Genomic DNA, 15,539 nt, shown 5'->3' with positions numbered 1-15,539 from the left:
CCGGTGGCGGCCCTGACACCGGTGCGTCCGGTCGAGATCGGCGTCGGTGTGGTGGTGGAGACGCGGCCGCGCCGGTTCCGCCGGCGAACGGCTGCCTGCGAGTGGTTCATCCGTGGCAACAGATCGCGCACCGACGGTTTCGCTGTGCCCATCACGGCTCCGGACGTGCGCATGGACGACCTGTGAACCCACTGTGCGCAAATTCTGTCGGACCCTGCGCCTAGCCTGCTCGCCAGGTGGAGTCAGGCGCTGACGAATTCGGTGGGAGCGGGGCGGATGACGGACGAGGAGCAGAGCCTGCGGCGTTCGGCGCGGGGAGCGCAAACTGAGTTCGGCCGAGCGGGTCCCGGGCGACTGGGCGGCGTGAGCGGCGAGGTGACGCAGGTACTCGCCGAGGTCGTGGCCGAGGTGTTGCCGCAGCTTGCCGAGCGAGTACCGGCCGTGCCTGCGGCTGTGGTCGGCCGCCTCGGCGCGGCCGCGCCGGCCGTCCGGGGCGGTCCGGGCGGCAGGCCCGGTCCCGCCGGACCTCTACGCCGCGGGGGGTCCGGAAGTTCCGCGGTGCTGGGAGCCCTGCGTGCGCTGGGCGCGCCGTTCGCGGATCGACTGCTCGGCGCGTTGGAGCTCGCCGTGGACGGCCTGCGGCTCGCGCCGGTGCCGGGCCTGCCCGACCTCCGGCCGCCGCGGCGGTTCGAGGTCGACGAGCGGGTCGGGACGACCGATCCCGACGGCGAGGCGGTGCGCGCGGTGCGCCGCCTCGACCGGGCGCTGCCGGAGGCGACGGAACTCGTCGTCGCGCTGGTCGCCGTCCTGGCTCGGCATCCCGTGCTCGAACCCCTGCTCGCCGACGCGGGCGTGCCGCCCGGAGCGGCGGAGGCGGAGATCGCGGCGCGCCACGGTGCGGCGCACGTCGCGCTCGGAGTCGCCGTCGCCGCGGCGGTCCTGCCGACTGCCGCCCTGGCGCGCTCTGTCGCCAGCGCCCCCGCGGTCGTCGGTACCGGGCTCGGCGCCGCCGCCGTGTACCTGTCCGGTGCGCCGATGCCGCCCGGCCATGGCGAGGCCCTGCTGGCCAGGCGCAGGTCGGAGTACCGGCTCCCGCGTTCCTGCGTCGGGTCGGTGCAGGTGCGCGGCCACCGTTTCGGGCTGTTCGAGGGTCCCTTCCCGGCGGGTGTCGACGCGGACGCGGCCTTCGCGGCCAACGGCCTGGTTGCCGTGGTTCCCGGTGGCGCGGTGATCCGGACCGGCCAGGCCGACGGCAGCGTCCGGGTCCGGTTACGCGTCCTGGCCGAGCCGCCGCCGCCGCCAGAGTCGCCGCGCCCCGGGGGCTGGAGCCTGCGAGACTGGGACGAGGTCGTCGAGGTGAGCTGGCATGCCGACGTCGGGTCCGCGTCGGTGGTCAGCCCGGACGGTACCCCCGCCGCCGCGGCCCTGCGGGAGCAGACGCCGCCATGGTCCGGCGACCATCGGCTGCGGGTCGTCGCGCGCGGCCGCGACGACGCCAACCGCACCGAGTCCTACGAGGTGTGGGTGTGGCCCGCGCCGCCCGCGCCCCCACTCGTCCGCCGCCGCACCGACCGGCTCGGTCACCGGCTGCGCGGCGAGCCGGAGCCGCCGGCGCCGACCGAGGGCCACCTGCGGTGGATCTACGCCAGCGTGCTGCGGGAGGCGGCCACCATCACCATCGTGGCCGGCGCCGACCGGGCCGACGTGGTGCGAGCCTTCGGCGCCGATCCCGGCCACCGGCGATCGCTGGTCTCCCTGATCGACCTGCCGGACCGCGACGGCTGGGTGGCGGCGCTCGCCCTGCCCGAGGCCGGCGTGGTCGTGGTGGCCGAGGACAACGGGTTCGCGGGAAGCGACCCGGCGATCATGCGCACGCTGTCCCGGCTTGGCCCCGCGGCGAGCATGTTCTGGAACGTCAACGCGGTCACCCGGCTGACCCTGGCTCGTGATGGGGACATCCTCGCGGCGGGCGAGCTGTCCCAGGACTATGCGGCCGGCCCCGAGGCGGCACCCTACCTGGCCGGCATCGATCTGACGAGCGGGCGGCACCGGGTCGCCAAGGGTCTGCTCGTCGTCGAGCGGTTCACCGGATACGGGCTGCGGCCCGACGATCTGGACCGGCTCTGGACCGGCGATCTCGCCCATCGCATCGGCGACAGGTGACGGCCCCCTTCGCGACGGCGGGTGGTCGCCCGGAGAGCGGAGGAGGGGGCGGTCGAGAGGGTCAGCGCCGCCGTGGGCCCGCGGTCGCGGGATCGACCAGCGCCCGTTGCAGTTCGGTGGGGGTGGCCGGCGGCTCCGTGAGCGGGTGGGCGGCGGCGGGGCGCAGCGCGTCGAGGGCGAGTGCGAGGTGGCGCCGCCACAGGGTCGGGCGCAGTGATCTCGTGGACTCGGCGACGCCGGCGTTGGCGAGCACGAGCAGCGCGAGATCGGTGACCGTGAAGTCGGCGCGCAGCACCCCCGCCTGCCGGGCGCGGGCGAGCATCTGGTCGACGAGGTCGGCGACCCGCCGCCGCTGCGGCGCCGAGCCGTCGGCGGCCAGCACGGCTCCGCAGGCGACGTCGTTGAACGCCCGGTCCACCGCCTGCAGCGCGCAGATCCCCTCCAGATAGGCGACCAGCCCCTCCCAGGCGTCGTCGCGGGCCACGGCCTGCTCACCGAACTCGACCCAGGCCCGCAGCTTCTCGTCGACGATGACGTCGAGGAGCGCGTCGCGGGTGGGGAAGTGCCGATACAGGGTGCCGATGGCGAACCCGGCGTGCTGCGCCACCGCCTCCAGGGGTGCGTCGACGCCTCGCGCCGCGAACACCGTGCGCGCCGCGGCCAGCAGCGCCTCACGGTTGCGCCGCGCGTCGCTGCGCAGCGGCCGGGACGACCCGCGGGTCTCGGTGGGCATGCGGCGATGGTAAGGCCCATAACCTGAGGAGTGACCTCACCTTCGTGTTAGGGTCACCGCCGAAAGATGAGGCCATTCCTCATCTTGACCGCCTCGACCCAGGGAGCAGCATGAGTACCACCGCGAACGGACACCCGCCGGACGCCTCGTCGGCCCGCACCTCACCCGGCACGATCGTGATCGTCGGCGTGGGGCCGAGGATCGGCCTGGCGGTCGCCCGGAGGTTCGGTCGGGAGGGGTTCCACCCGGCGCTGATCGCACGCGATGCCGATCGCCTCACCGGCCACGTCGCTGAACTTGCCGAGCGTGGCGTCACCGCCTCGGCCCACCCGGCCGACGCCGCGAATCCGGCAGCCCTCGCCGGCGCGCTCGCCGGTGTCGAGCGGGTCCACGGGCCCGTCGACGTGCTCGTCTACAACGCCGTGGGAGCCGGGCGCGGGGTCACGGCCGTCCTGGACGTCACCGTCGACAGCGCCCGTGACGCCCTGGACGTCAGCGTGCTCGGTGCCGTCTCGGCTGTGCGGGCGGTCCTGCCGGGGATGCTCGACCGTGGCGCCGGCACCCTGCTGTTCACCTCGGGCATCTCGGCCATCCACCCCTTTCCCTTCCTGGGTAACGTCGGTCTTGCCGCGGCCGGGCTGCGCAACTACGTGCTCGCGCTCGCCGAGGCCCTCGAGCGCAGTGGGGTGCAGGTCGGCCACGTCCCCATCGGCGCGCCCGTCGCCCCCGGCTCCCCGGCCGCACCCGAGGCCGTCGCCGACGCGCACTGGCGCCTGCACGCCGACCGCGACCGCCACGAGATCGCCCTCGGCGACGTCGACACCGTCCGCGCCGCGATCGCCCGACTGACCGGTGCCTCCGCATCGGCAGACTGACCCGGCGTAGCGACCCCGCTCCCACGCGCGAGGTCGGGGTGAGATCCTTTGTGGGTGGCTTCGGGGGACGACGATGGGCCAGGCAGGGCGACGCGAACATTCTTCGTCAGTTATGTGCGCGAGAACGAGGCGTGGGCGGAATGGATCGCCTGGCAGCTTCGCGAGGCCGGCTGGCAGGTGGACGTGCAGGCCTGGCATTCCGTGCCAGGGACGAACGTCGTCGCGTGGCTGGACCGCTGCCTGGCCCGGGCCGACCATGTGCTGCTCGTCCTCTCGGCGGCGTTCCTGCGCTCCGCCGGGGCGGGCGCCGAGTGGCAGGCGCGCTTCGACCCCGGGGAGCGCACCCTCATCCCGATCCGGGTCGAGCTGTGCGCACCGCCGGGGCTGCTGAGCCCGCTCGTCCGGATCGACCTGTTCGACGTCGATGAGCTCGATGCCCGCCGGGCGCTGCTGCGGGGACTCCGCGGCGCCCTCGACGGCCATCTCGTCCCCGCCGGGCAGCCGCCCTTTCCGCCGGGTGGCGGCCTGCCGGGCGAGGGGAGCGATCTGGGCGAGGGGAAAGATCTGAATGAGGGGAGCCAGCTGGCGCAGCCCGGCCAGCCGCGCGCTGGCGCCGAGCCCGGCACCCTGGGCGAGGCCGCTGGAACGCCGGGGCCGGAGTTCCCGGGGCTGGAGCGGCCGGAGTCCTTCGTGGGCTGGGTGCGTGACGCCTGCGCCGATCGGTACCCCGGCGCGTCGGTCGTCCTGCAGCCCGCCGTCGAGACGCGGGTCGGTGAGCGGGCCGTGTCACTGCTGCATCTGGAGGTCACCGGGGAACGGGATGGCGAACGCGGCGTCTGGCCGGTCGGGCTGTGCCCCGGCCGCCCGGATCGGGCCCTGGTCAGCGCCTTCCACCGGCTGATCCATGCCCGGTACGAGGCGCGGGACCGCTATGTCGAGTCGGACCTCGTCTACGGCGCCGGGTTCGCCGAACCCGAGGTGCGGCGCTGGGCCCGCCGGCAGGGCATCCGGCTGAGCAGCCTCGCCGAGTTCGAAGGGCGCTGGGATCCGCAGGGCTACGTCCTGCGCCAGACGCGACGGCTGACGGCGGACCCGAGTTACCCGCCCGAGCTGTACGTGCCGCAGCGCTACGTCCTGCTCGACGATCCGCCGGGCACCCGGCCCACCGACGACGTGTTCACCGCGATGGTCGACTGGTTGGACGTGGAGTCGGCGCGGATGCTGCTCGTGCTCGGCGAGTTCGGGCACGGCAAGTCGTTCCTGCTGCACGAACTGGCCCGGGTGCTGCCGTTGGAACTACCCAAAGTCGTCCCGATGTTGGTCGAGCTGCGGGCCCTGGAGAAGAGCCACCACGTGGACCATCTGCTCGCACTGCATCTGGCGAAGGTCGGCGAGCCGGACGCGAACGTGTCCGCGGTGCGGCGCATGCTGGACCGCGGCCGGGTGGTGCTGCTGTTCGACGGCTTCGACGAGCTGGCCCAGCGGGTGACCTTCGACCGGGCCGCCGAGCACCTGGGGATGATCCTCGACGCGGTGTCCGGCCGGGCCAAGATCGTGCTGACCAGCCGCACCCAGCACTTCGCCTCGGACGACCAGTGGCGGACCGCGTTCGGCGAGCGGGTGCGCCAGCTCGCCGGCAGCAAGCTGATCCGGCTCGCCGACTTCGACGAGAGTCAGATCCGCGAGTACCTCGTCCGCCTGTCCACCCGCGCCGAGCGGACCGGCGCCGACCCCGGCGGGGCTTGGCCGAGCGACGGGTTCGACGCGGCCGAGCGGCGGCAGCGGGCCGAGTGGCGCGCCGACGCGCGGCTTCGCCTCATCCACGACATCCGCGACCTGCTCGGACTCTCGGCGAATCCCCGGATGTTGTCCTTCATCGCCGAGCTGCCCGAGGGCGATCTGCTCGCCGCCCGCTCTGACGACGGGACGATCAGCTCCGCGGACCTCTACGCCACGCTGATCGAGCGGTGGTTGCGCTTCGAGGCCGACCGCCGCCGTCCCACCCGCGGATCGCACCAGAGCCTCGACAGGAAACAGCTACGCACCGCCGTCGATGCCCTCGCCGTCGCGTTGTGGGACAGCGGCGGGGAGGCCATCGCGCTGAGCGAACTCACCGCCACCGTTGGAGCCGCGCTGACCGATCTGAGCGCGGCCTACCTCAGCGCCGCGGAGGCGGCGTTCGCGGTCGGTTCGGGCAGCCTGCTGCGCCGCGGCGACGACGACCGGTTCTCCTTCGCGCACCGCTCCGTGATGGAGTACCTGGTCGCCGTGGCGGCGGCCGCGCAGCTCGCCGCCGGCGGCGACGAGGCCGGCGAGCTGTTGGAACGCCGGGAGATGTCGGAGCTGATGGTCGACTTCCTCGCCGGCACGGCCGACTTCGTCTCGCTGCGCACCTGGGCCGGTGCCGCGTTGACCCGCTATGAGGAGTGGACGGAGGAGGGCGCGCAGCTGGGGGTCGACCGGGAGCTGCCGGTTCCGGCCAGGGCGCTGACTGACCTCCAGGTGGCCAGAGACAACGCCCTCGCGCTCAGCCGCCGCCTCGGCTTCCAGCTCGGCCCCCTCCAGCTCGCCGGGCAGGACCTGCGCCGCCGCGACCTGTCCGGGCAGAATCTGCGGTACGCCGGGCTCGCCGGGGCGAACCTGGCCGGGCTGCGCCTGCACGACGTCGACCTGACCGGTGCGGACCTCACCGACGCCGACCTGCGCGGGGCGTGGTTCGTCCGGCCGGTGCTGACCGGGGCACACCTGGCCGGCAGCCACTGGGACCAGGCCGTCCTGATCGATCCCCTCCTTGACGACGACGCCCGCGACGGCGCCGAACTGTCCGGCGCCGTCCTCTCCGGCCGTGACCTCCTACGGCCCGTCCTGCGTCCGGCGGCCACTCCCGGCGTGGGTTCCGTGTTCTCCCCGGACGCCGGCCTGCTCGCCGTGGCCAGCGGCTCCGCGGTGCTGATAGTGGCCGCAACCGATCTCGTGGAGCTCGACGTCCTGCAGCACCCGGCCGCCGTGCGGGCGATGGCCTTCCTCGCCGAGGATCGGCTCGCCACCGTCGACGGGGACGACGAGGTGCGGGTCTGGACGGTGGAATCCGGCGAGGTCACCGTCCGCTGGCGGGTCACGCCGGGTGTGGGGCGGGCGGTGGCCTTCTGCGCAGACGGGAGCCGCCTGGCCGCCGTCGGGGTCGACGGCTTCCTGCGGATCTGGGACGTCACGGCGGCCCGTCGGACGGCGGGCTGGCCGGTCGAACCCGGCACGGGTCACGACCTGGTGTTCTCCGACGATGCGGCTCTGCTCGCCTCCCGCGACGCCGGTGGGTGCACGAGGGTGTGGGACGCGGTCAGCGGCCGGCCGGTGGCCGCATGGACCGCGCATGACGGCACCGAGCCGCACATCAACGCCTTCCTCGACGGCGGGAGCCGGGTGGCTACCGCCGGCCTCGACGGCTACCTGCGGGTGTGGGACACGGCCACCGGCCGGTTCCTCGCCGAACAGGTCGTCGAACCTGCCGGCTTCGCCGAGGTGGCCTTCTCCGCGGACGGCGCGTTCATGGCTGCGGTCGACACCCACGGTCTCCTACGGGTCTGGCCTGTCTCGATGGCCGGCGCTGTGATCCCCAGAGGCGTGCCGACCCTCGCCGCAGTGGCAACCCGGCCCGCGTTCTCTCCGTCGGGCGCTCTGCTGGCGACAGTCGACCGTGATGGGCATCTGGAGGCCCGCGACGTCTCTTCGGGAAGGCTGCTCGCGGTCTCGAAGGATCACCCGGCTGCGGCAGCAGGCCGGAGTGCCCTGTTCGCCTCGGACACTCGGGTGCTGGTAACTTGCGCCGGCCGGGCTGCGGAGGGCACGCTCGCGGTGCACCAGGTCGCCTCGGGTCGACGGATCTCCGGCCACGGCGTGGCGCGTGCTCTCGACCCGGATACCGGCCTGCACATCAGCGCCGACACCTGGCTTGCCGCCCTCTCTGCGGATGGCTCGGTAAGCGCGCTCGGCGGCCTCGACCACCACGATGCCAACCAGATCAGCGTGGTACGACTCCTACCGCCGAACTGGGCCGCTCGACCATGGGCACGCTATCTGCCGCCCCCGACGGTGCTGACGACGGTCCGGCCACCGGGTGGCGTGACCGCAGCCGCGCTCTCGCCGGATGGACGAGTCCTCGCGGTCGGCGATGACCAGGGACATGTCAGGTTCTTCGGCGTGGACCTGCCGGTGGCACGCGCGGGATTGCGACGGTCCGCCGCACACGCGACCGGTCCCCGGGCCCACCTGGCCTGGGCTGCGGCGCCCTGGACCGAGGCGGTGCTCGCAGCCTACGGCTCGCAGGGACCCTCCACGCCGATACGGTCGTTGGTGTTCTCACCCTCGGGCCCCGATGTTGCCGTCGTCGGGGAAGCGGGCCTGAGCCTCTGGCGGCCGACGCAGAGACTTCCGCTGTTCGAGCGTGCCGCGGCGATCGAACCGGTCGCGGTGACCTTCTCACCGACAGGGCGGATGGTGGCCGCAGGCGGCTCCGGGATTGGCGTCTGGATGTCCGAGACCGGCTTCCGACTCGTAGCGAACGCATCTCCCGCGTTGACGAATGGCTCGGTGTCGGCCCTCGCCTTCTCGCCCGATGAACGGTTGCTGGCCGTCGGGGGCCAGCGCCACGGCCAGGGCCGAGTTTGGCTGTGGGAGGTGTCCTCGGGGCGCCTCGCTGCAGAGCTCGTCAGCGAATCCGGCCCGGTCGTCGACCTCGTCTTCGCCCCCGGCGGTCGGACACTCGCCGTCGCTGGCGCCGATCACACCATTCGCTACTGGGATGTGGCGGAGCGGGCACTGGCGGCCACCGCTGTCCTGTTCGGCAACGGCGGCCATGCAGTGCTGTTGCCGAACGGCCAGTATCTGGTGGCCGGATGGGCCCAGGGGGCACTGTGGTGGACGGCGAAGCGGCGCCGTTTCGGCCCGGACGAGCTCGACGGGCTCATCCCGGCCGCCGCAAGGCTCGACCCGGACCGGCCGATCCCCATTCTGGCCGACTTTCCCGCTCTCGCGGCGGACCCGGACCCGGAGCCGTCGGTTCACCGTCCCCGCCGTCGTCTGCTCGGCCGGCGGCATCCCTGAGCCGACTGCCGGCGGTTGATGTGTGCGACGTCGCAACCGAGCAGGGCCCGCCGCGGGTGCAGCGAGACCCTGCTTCAGCCGTCCGGCAGTGCTCTGGACGGCGCGGCGTCGGTCAGGAGGTGTAGATAAGGATGCTGAGGACCCAGCCGACGACGGTGGCCGCGATGGCGACAAAGGTCGCGAGCTTACCTCGCCGGCTGCCCTTGCCCCAGGCCACGGCGCCGCAGGCGATGGCGGCGAAACCGACGAACGGCACGAACAGCGCCACCGCCGAGAAAACGAAGGCGAGAATCCACAGCGCCCGTGTCCCCGACGATTCCGGGCGCGGCCCGACGGGCTGCGACTGGTAGCCGTACTGCATCTGCGCCTGGCCATTGTCCGGGTACGGAAGATAGCCGGTCTGGTCGTTATCCCGGGTGCCGTAGCCGCCGTACTGCGGCGAGTTCTGGGGCGGGTACGGCTCGCGGTAGGGCTGGCCGTAGGGCCGGTCGGCAGGCGGGTTGGCGGGAATCTGCTCGGTACCGGCATCGTGCACCGTGTTGGGCCTCGTCATGGGAACTCCTCTTCTCCTTCGGTCGTCGGCCGGTACTGTCGTGACGTTGCTGTACCCCGCAATCCCGTTCTCTCACACGGAGATTCTCGAGAATTATCCCTGATGCGACGGCGTGCTCGCCCGCGCGCTCGCGTTCATCCGTCGGGCAGCAGGCGCAGGGCGAGGCGGGGGCAGGCGTCGGCGGCGCGGCGGGCGTGGCCGGCGAGCGGCGCGGGGACCGTGATGGTCCGGGTGGTCTCGGCGCCGGGGGCGTGGGCCAGGGGGTAGCCGTCGGGATCGCGGGTGAGCAGTTCCGGGAGCAGCTCGGCGCACCAGCCGCGGGCGTCGCAGGCCGTCCAGTCGATCCACAGCCGCGCCGGGCCGACCGCGGGCCCGCCGCCGGTCGCAGGGGAGTCCGGGTGAGCGTTCGGGGCGCCGGTCGGGTTGGTCCGTCGCCGTTGCGGTAGGCCGGGCATGATGGGTCCTCCTGTGCTCGGTCGCGGGTCGGTCGCCGGTCAGCTCGGGTGGGCCGAGCCGAGGCAGTGGCCCTGGGCGTGCGCGCGGATGTCGGCGGCGAACGTTCGCAGCGCGCTGTGCACGAGGCGCGCCACGCCGTCGGGGTGGTGACAGGCGCCGCGGCCGGCGACCAGGGCAGCCAGGCGTAACGCCCGGCTCGCCGCCTGGGTCGGGTTCTCCCCGTCCGGCGCCGTGTCCCGGCCGGCGATCCCGGCCACGCCGGCCACCGACCGGGCGAGCTGCGGCAGCCCGCTGACGCACGGGCCGCACTGGCCGGCGTTCTGCCCGGCCAGGTAGGCGACGATGCGGGCGGTCTCGGCCAGCCCGCAGGCGTGGGCGGGCAGGACGGAGACGATCCCCGGACCCGGCGTGGCGCCCCAGGACGCCAGGCCCTCCCGCGACATCGGCACCGCCGCAGCCACGGCACCGGGCAGCCAGGTGCCGGCGTACCCGCCGACCCGCACGGCACCCACCGGCTCGACCGCGCCGCCGCGGGACCCGACGAGAGCGCCGAGAGGGGTTCCGCAGGGCACCTCGACGACCCCCGGCCCGGCGACCGCTCCCGTCACCGTGACCAGCAGCGTGCCGGGCTCGTCGGCGGTCCCGACGGAGCGGAACCAGGGAGCGCCCCAGCGGGCGATCGTCGCCAGGTGGGCGAGGGTCTCGACGTTGTGCACCAGCGTCGGGCGCCCGCGCAGGCCGGCGTCGGCCAGCGGTCGCCAGTGCGCGCGAGGTCGGGCCGCGGCCCCGTCGAGCGCGGCGACGACCGCGGACGCCTCTCCGGCGAGGAACGTCGCGGGGGCCTCGCGAACCTCGATGCCGCAGCGGTCCCAGCCGGCGGCCCGCCGTTCGGCCACCGCCTGCCGCACGGCCGCCGCGGCGGCGCTGCCGGCCTTGACGTAGACGAAGGCGTCCGCGGCGCCGACCGCCTCGGCGGCGAGCTGCACGCCGTCGAGGACGAGGTGCGGGGCGACGGCGAGCAGGGTCGCGTCCTTCGCGCTCTCGGGTTCACCCTCGGCGGCGTTCGCGACGACGACGGGCATGCCGCCCGGCCGCGGTCGACCGCCGCCCCCGCCCCCGCCGGCGCCGGCGCCCGCGCCCGTGCCCGCGTCTGTGCCTGTGCCTGTGCGGCGCCGCCCGCGGCGGTCCGCGCCGGGCGGGCATGCGGCCTGCGCGGCGGCGGCGAGCTTCTGCCAGGTCGGGAACGCCGCGCCGCCCCGTCCGGTCAGCCCCGCGTCGTGGATCTCGCCCAGCAGGCGTCCGCCGGGGCCGCGCCAGGGCAGCGGTCCGCAGCGGCGGTGGTGACCGAGCAGGTCGGGGGCGGCGAGGGCCAGCAGTCGCTCGGCGGCCTGCCCGCCGACACCGCGGACCGGGTGGGCGCCGGCGGGCCAGGGCTCAACAGTGTGTTCGACGGTCATCGCGGGTCCGATCGGTCGGCGGCTGCGGTGGGGCTGTCCCCGGCGGCGGGGACGACGGCGGGGACGACGGCGGGAACGGTGCGCATGGCCCGCAGGGGGGAGGCATCGACCCCGCCCGGCCGGGGCCGGGGCGGTGACGGCGGCCGGGGCCGGCCGCGCGTGGCGAACCCGGCCGACAGGCGCCAGCTCGCCGCGCCGGCGACGGCGAGCACGCAGCCGACGGCCACCGCCCACAACCACGGCGTGCCGGTGTCGCTGCCGGCGCCGAGGCCGTGCGCCACGGCCACCGGCCACGCGCCGTACGCGGCCCAGTGCACCGTGCGCCAGATCCGGGCGCCGACGCGCCGGCGCAGCGCGCTGGTCAGCATCACGGCTGCCAGCAGGTCGAGGGCCACCGTCCCCAGGCCGACCCACAGCGGGCGGTATCCCGGGCCGAAGGGGAGGACCACGTCGGGCAGGGCGAGTCGCGCGTACGGGTCGAGCAGCAGGGTCACGACGTGGAGGGTGACGAACACGACCGCGAGCAGGCCCGCGCTGCGGTGCACGGCGGCGACGGCGAAGCCCGGCAGGCCCGCCAGACCCCGGCCCGAGCGGGCCACCACGCCGAGGACGACCGTCAGCGTGAGCAGCAGCAGCGCCACGGTGCCGCTGCCCCGGGCGGTGTACCAGAGCGTGTCGGTGGTCATCGGGCGGTCCCGGCGTCCCGCGGTCCGGGCGTCGCCGATCGCGTCACCGCCGAGCCTCGGTCGGCGGCCGTCGCCAGCCCGGAAACGACCGCGGGCCGCGTCGACTGTTCCCGCAGGGACGGCCAGCCGTGTTCCGGCAGGGACGGCCAGCCGTGTTCCGGCGGGGACGGCCAGCCGGCCACGGTGACCACCGTGCCGGCCGCGTCGACCAGCCGGCTGGCAAGCCCGTCGCGGCGCAGCGCCTCGAGCGCCGCCGCACCGCGCACGATCGCCGCCGTGCTCGCCGTGTTCGCCGCCAGGCAGCTCGCGGCGGCCACGGTGACGGTTCGCCACACCGCCGGCGCCGGTTGGCAGGTACGCGGGTCCAGCACGTGGTGCAGCAGCCGGTGCCCGCGCTGCCAGCGCCGCCCGAGCGTGCTCGACGTCGCGAGCGCGGTCCCGGGCGGCAGGCCGACCGTGCACGTTGGCTCGCCCGGCTGGTCCAGCACCCGGACCCGCCAGCCGCCCGCCGGCGGCGGTCCCGCGGTGGCGATGTCCCCGCCCAGGCTGACCAGGACGCCCGTGCCCAGCCGCTCGGCGACCAGCGCGGCGCAGCGGTCGGCGGTGTGCGCCTTCGCCGTCGCGCCGAGGTCGAGCTGGACGTCGGCGGGCAGGGTCAGCAGCCGCCCGGTCAGGCGGACCCGCTGCCAGCCAGGCGCCGCTCGGCGCACCACCCGCACGGGCGGTCCGCCGGCCGCGAGAAGGGCGATGTCCCGGTCGTAGCCGAGGTCGGCCAGTGGGCCGCCCACGGTGGGGTCGACGGCCCCGCCGGTCTGGCGGGCGGCGTCCAGCGCCACGCCGATCAGCTCGGCGAGCAGGGGACTGACCTGCTGCGGCGCTCCGTCGGCGGCGTCGAGCCGGACGATCTCCGCGTCGGCGCGGAAGCGGCTGGCCACGGCGTCGACGGCCGTGAGCTGGTCGGTGACGAGCCGCCGGGCGTCGTCGAGGTGGTCCGGGTCGGTCACCACGACCTGCGCGGTGGTGCTCCAGACCGGCCACGCGGCCGAGGCCGGCTCGGACTGGGTGGGGCTCTGTGCCGCGCCGCGGCGGGATCTCGTGGTCGCGGTCATGTCAGGAACCGCCGGTGGTGGCGTGCGCCTGGCCGTCGGCGCTCCAGAGCGACGACCCGCTCGACGACGAGGATCCCAGGCTGGTGCTGCCCGACGAGCTGGTGCTGCCCGACGAACTCGTGCTTCCCGATGAGTCGGTGCTGCCGGTGCTGCCAGCGCTTCCCGAAGTGGCGCCGGTGCTGCCCGAGGTGGCACCGGCGGTTCCCGAGGTGGTGCCGGTGCTGCCCGAGGTGGTGGTTCCGCCGGTTGCGGCGGTGGGGGTGTCGTCGTCCGCGGCGGCGGTGTGCTCGTGGGCGAGGACGCCGAACCCGATGACGCCGGCGGCCGCAACGGCGACCAGTCCGGTCGTGACCGGACCCACCCGTCGGATCCCCTGTTCGCGTGTGGCCATCGTCTCCCTCTCACCGGCCGCGCTCCGTGGGCGGAACGCCGATTGGTGATGAGAGTGCGAGCCGAGGCTGTGGGGTGGCTGTGCGCCGCCTGAGCGCAGGCCCAGGGTCCGCTGTCGCGCAGCCGTCAGGCCTCAACTCGCGCAGCCGTCAGGCCTCAGCTCGCGCAGCCGTCAGGCCTCAGCTCGCGCAGCCGTCAGGCTCGGGCCGGGCAGCGGTCAGGTCCAGAAGGTGGACGGCAGGGCCTCGATCTCGCGGGCGGCCTGCTCGAAGTCGGCGGCGATGGGCCGCAGCGCGTCGATGCCCAGCCGGGCGATGACCGCGGCGTTGAGCCGGGCCCGGGCGGCGACGGCGGGGCCGAAGGCGGCGCGGTCACCCTCGTAGCCGTAGGCGTCCAGCAGCAGGCGCAGCCGGCGGGGCCGGTCGTCGAAGGCGGTGAAGCCCTGTGCTTCGACGACGGCGCGGGCGTGCAGCGGCACCCAGGTCAACGCGGTGAAGGCGAGGTCGAGTTCGCGGGACGACGGCCCGGCCGTGTCCCAGTCGACGAACCCGACGAGCCGGCCGACGCCCGCGTCCCACACCGCGTTGAACGGCGAGGCGTCGTGGTGGCCGACGACCAGCCCCGGCTGCCACGGCCGCCCGGACAGCCAGACGGCGCCGGGCGGCGGCTCCCAGCCGGCGGTGACGTCGTGCAGCCGGCGCAGCCACGCCCCGACCTGCTCCAACGCCTCGTCGGAGAACGCCCACGAGGGCCACGGCCGCCGTTCGCCGATCGTGTCGCCGTCCAGCCAGGACAGCACCTCGCGGCCCCGCTCGTCGAAGCCGAGCACCCGCGGCGCACCGGTGAATCCGACCGCGTCGAGGTGGCGCAGCAGCTCGTGCACCGCCGGGGTCCAGGGGCTGGCGGGGCGGTGCACGGTGTCGCCGATGCGGACGCCCCCGACATGCCGGCCCCCGGGCAGGCGCTGCTCGGCCACGTGCTGCTCGGTCACGTGCTGCTCGGTCACGTGCTGCTCGGTCACGTGCTGCTCGCTCATGATTCGGAGTTCTAGGCGCGACGTCCCGGGACCGCAACCCGTTTTCCGCCGGCCCGATCCGCGCGGCGGCGCAGGTCAAACGGCATACTCCAGGTCGTCGATCATGGCCAGGGCGGTCCAGGTCACCCGCCAGGACGAGATGGAGCAGTCACCGCCGACGACGCGGGTCACGAGGCGCTGCGTGCCGGGTTCGAGTACTGCCGCACGCTGCGCGACCGGTGATCCGCACGGTCGCAGGCTGGAGTGGTGGTGTCAGTGCGCGGCGGGCGGCTCCCCGGCCGGTTGCTGCTGAGCCGTCTGCTCCTGGGTCGCCCGGTCCTGGGCGAGTTGGTCCTGGGCCGCTTGGTCCTCGATGGGCAGGGTCTGCCCGGTCTCCAGCAGCGTCTTGAGGTTCGACAGGATCGCCGGCCACCCGCCGCTGATCGCCTCCAGGACCGTGCTGCCGGGGTCGAAGTCGGTGTGGACGACGGTGAGCCTCACCGTCCCGCCGACCGGCTCGAGGTCGAACACGACCCTGGAGCGGCGCTCGGCGCGCACGGTGGCCAGGAACTCGTCCGCGAACCCGAACGCGGCGGCGAGCTCGGGGGTGAAGGTGTGCCAGGTGTAGGCGAGCCGCCGTGGAGGATCGGCCGCGAGGACGACCTGCTCCGGATCGGCGATCGTCACCCCGCTCTGGCGCCAGACGACCGGTGAGCCGACCTGCCAGTCCGACTCCAGGGTCGCCCCCCAGTAGCGCAGCGTGATGGCGGGATCGGTCAGTGCCTGCCACAGGCCCGGTGGAGTGGTGCGGATGTAGGTGGTGTACACGAACTCGGTGCTGCTCATCGGCTCGGACTCCAGTGCCGTCGACAGGCGGGTGAGCGCATGCCCGCGCTCCGGGGCTGATCCAGCGCCCGGCGATCACGCCCGTCGGTGCGGCGTCGCGGCGGTGCGGCTTCTCCCTGCCGCGCCACCGCGTGGTCACCGGACCCACCGCCAGCA

Annotated in this window: 13 protein-coding genes; 4 read left to right on the top strand and 9 right to left on the bottom strand. The window is 74.7% G+C overall.

Annotation, left to right across the window (positions count from 1 at the left end; translation table 11 throughout):
* Positions 1-3: 3 nt before the first annotated feature.
* Together FRAAL_RS17350 and FRAAL_RS17345 are read left to right on the top strand one after the other, a co-directional pair.
* Positions 4-186 carry a hypothetical protein gene (locus tag FRAAL_RS17350; RefSeq protein WP_041939423.1) on the top strand — a complete coding sequence of 61 codons (183 nt, stop codon included), beginning with the start codon at positions 4-6 and terminating at the stop codon, positions 184-186.
* A 90-nt stretch (positions 187-276) separates the two neighbouring features.
* Positions 277-2,163 (top strand): DUF6461 domain-containing protein, encoded by a 1,887-nt coding sequence (locus tag FRAAL_RS17345; RefSeq protein ID WP_157892128.1) that lies wholly within the window; start codon positions 277-279, stop codon positions 2,161-2,163.
* Positions 2,164-2,224: 61 nt separating this feature from the next.
* Here the strand turns inward: FRAAL_RS17345 and FRAAL_RS17340 are convergent, their stop codons facing one another.
* Positions 2,225-2,896 (bottom strand): TetR/AcrR family transcriptional regulator, encoded by a 672-nt coding sequence (locus FRAAL_RS17340; RefSeq protein WP_011605090.1) that lies wholly within the window; start codon positions 2,894-2,896, stop codon positions 2,225-2,227.
* 110 nt (positions 2,897-3,006) lie between these two features.
* Here FRAAL_RS17340 and FRAAL_RS17335 point away from each other — a divergent pair, with 110 nt between their 5' ends.
* Entirely contained in the window at positions 3,007-3,771 is a 765-nt protein-coding gene (locus FRAAL_RS17335; protein ID WP_050997152.1) for an SDR family NAD(P)-dependent oxidoreductase, read from the top strand.
* Positions 3,772-3,825: 54 nt separating this feature from the next.
* Positions 3,826-8,871, top strand: a complete 5,046-nt coding sequence (locus tag FRAAL_RS30510) for a TIR domain-containing protein (RefSeq protein WP_162137478.1) — start codon at positions 3,826-3,828, stop codon at positions 8,869-8,871.
* A 112-nt stretch (positions 8,872-8,983) separates the two neighbouring features.
* Here the strand turns inward: FRAAL_RS30510 and FRAAL_RS17325 are convergent, their stop codons facing one another.
* From FRAAL_RS17325 to FRAAL_RS17290, 8 genes are all read right to left on the bottom strand, one after another.
* The gene (locus FRAAL_RS17325) at positions 8,984-9,424 is read right to left on the bottom strand and encodes a DUF4190 domain-containing protein (RefSeq protein ID WP_011605087.1); all 441 of its coding nucleotides are present in this window, start codon (positions 9,422-9,424) and stop codon (positions 8,984-8,986) included.
* 134 nt (positions 9,425-9,558) lie between these two features.
* On the bottom strand, positions 9,559-9,879 hold the full coding sequence (locus FRAAL_RS17320; protein ID WP_011605086.1) for a ferredoxin: 321 nt from the start codon (positions 9,877-9,879) through the stop codon (positions 9,559-9,561).
* A gap of 39 nt (positions 9,880-9,918) precedes the next feature.
* Positions 9,919-11,337, bottom strand: a complete 1,419-nt coding sequence (locus FRAAL_RS17315; RefSeq protein ID WP_041939422.1) for an NADH-ubiquinone oxidoreductase-F iron-sulfur binding region domain-containing protein — start codon at positions 11,335-11,337, stop codon at positions 9,919-9,921.
* Positions 11,334-12,023 (bottom strand): ferric reductase-like transmembrane domain-containing protein, encoded by a 690-nt coding sequence (locus FRAAL_RS17310; protein ID WP_011605084.1) that lies wholly within the window; start codon positions 12,021-12,023, stop codon positions 11,334-11,336. The genes FRAAL_RS17315 and FRAAL_RS17310 overlap by 4 nt, the downstream gene beginning before the upstream one ends.
* Positions 12,020-13,132 carry an FAD:protein FMN transferase gene (locus FRAAL_RS17305; RefSeq protein ID WP_011605083.1) on the bottom strand — a complete coding sequence of 371 codons (1,113 nt, stop codon included), beginning with the start codon at positions 13,130-13,132 and terminating at the stop codon, positions 12,020-12,022. Before FRAAL_RS17305 ends, FRAAL_RS17310 begins: the two co-directional genes overlap by 4 nt.
* A 1-nt stretch (position 13,133) precedes the next feature.
* Positions 13,134-13,523 (bottom strand): hypothetical protein, encoded by a 390-nt coding sequence (locus FRAAL_RS33560; RefSeq protein WP_041939421.1) that lies wholly within the window; start codon positions 13,521-13,523, stop codon positions 13,134-13,136.
* A gap of 216 nt (positions 13,524-13,739) precedes the next feature.
* Positions 13,740-14,558 carry a phosphotransferase gene (locus tag FRAAL_RS17295; protein WP_231861057.1) on the bottom strand — a complete coding sequence of 273 codons (819 nt, stop codon included), beginning with the start codon at positions 14,556-14,558 and terminating at the stop codon, positions 13,740-13,742.
* A 252-nt stretch (positions 14,559-14,810) separates the two neighbouring features.
* Complete coding sequence (locus FRAAL_RS17290; protein ID WP_011605080.1) at positions 14,811-15,383, bottom strand: SRPBCC family protein; 573 nt, start codon at positions 15,381-15,383, stop codon at positions 14,811-14,813.
* Between the last annotated feature and the right edge of the window lie 156 nt (positions 15,384-15,539).

Source organism: Frankia alni ACN14a (assembly GCF_000058485.1).
Taxonomy (GTDB): Bacteria; Actinomycetota; Actinomycetes; order Frankiales; family Frankiaceae; genus Frankia; species Frankia alni.
This window is presented reverse-complemented; position numbering and strand designations above follow the sequence as displayed.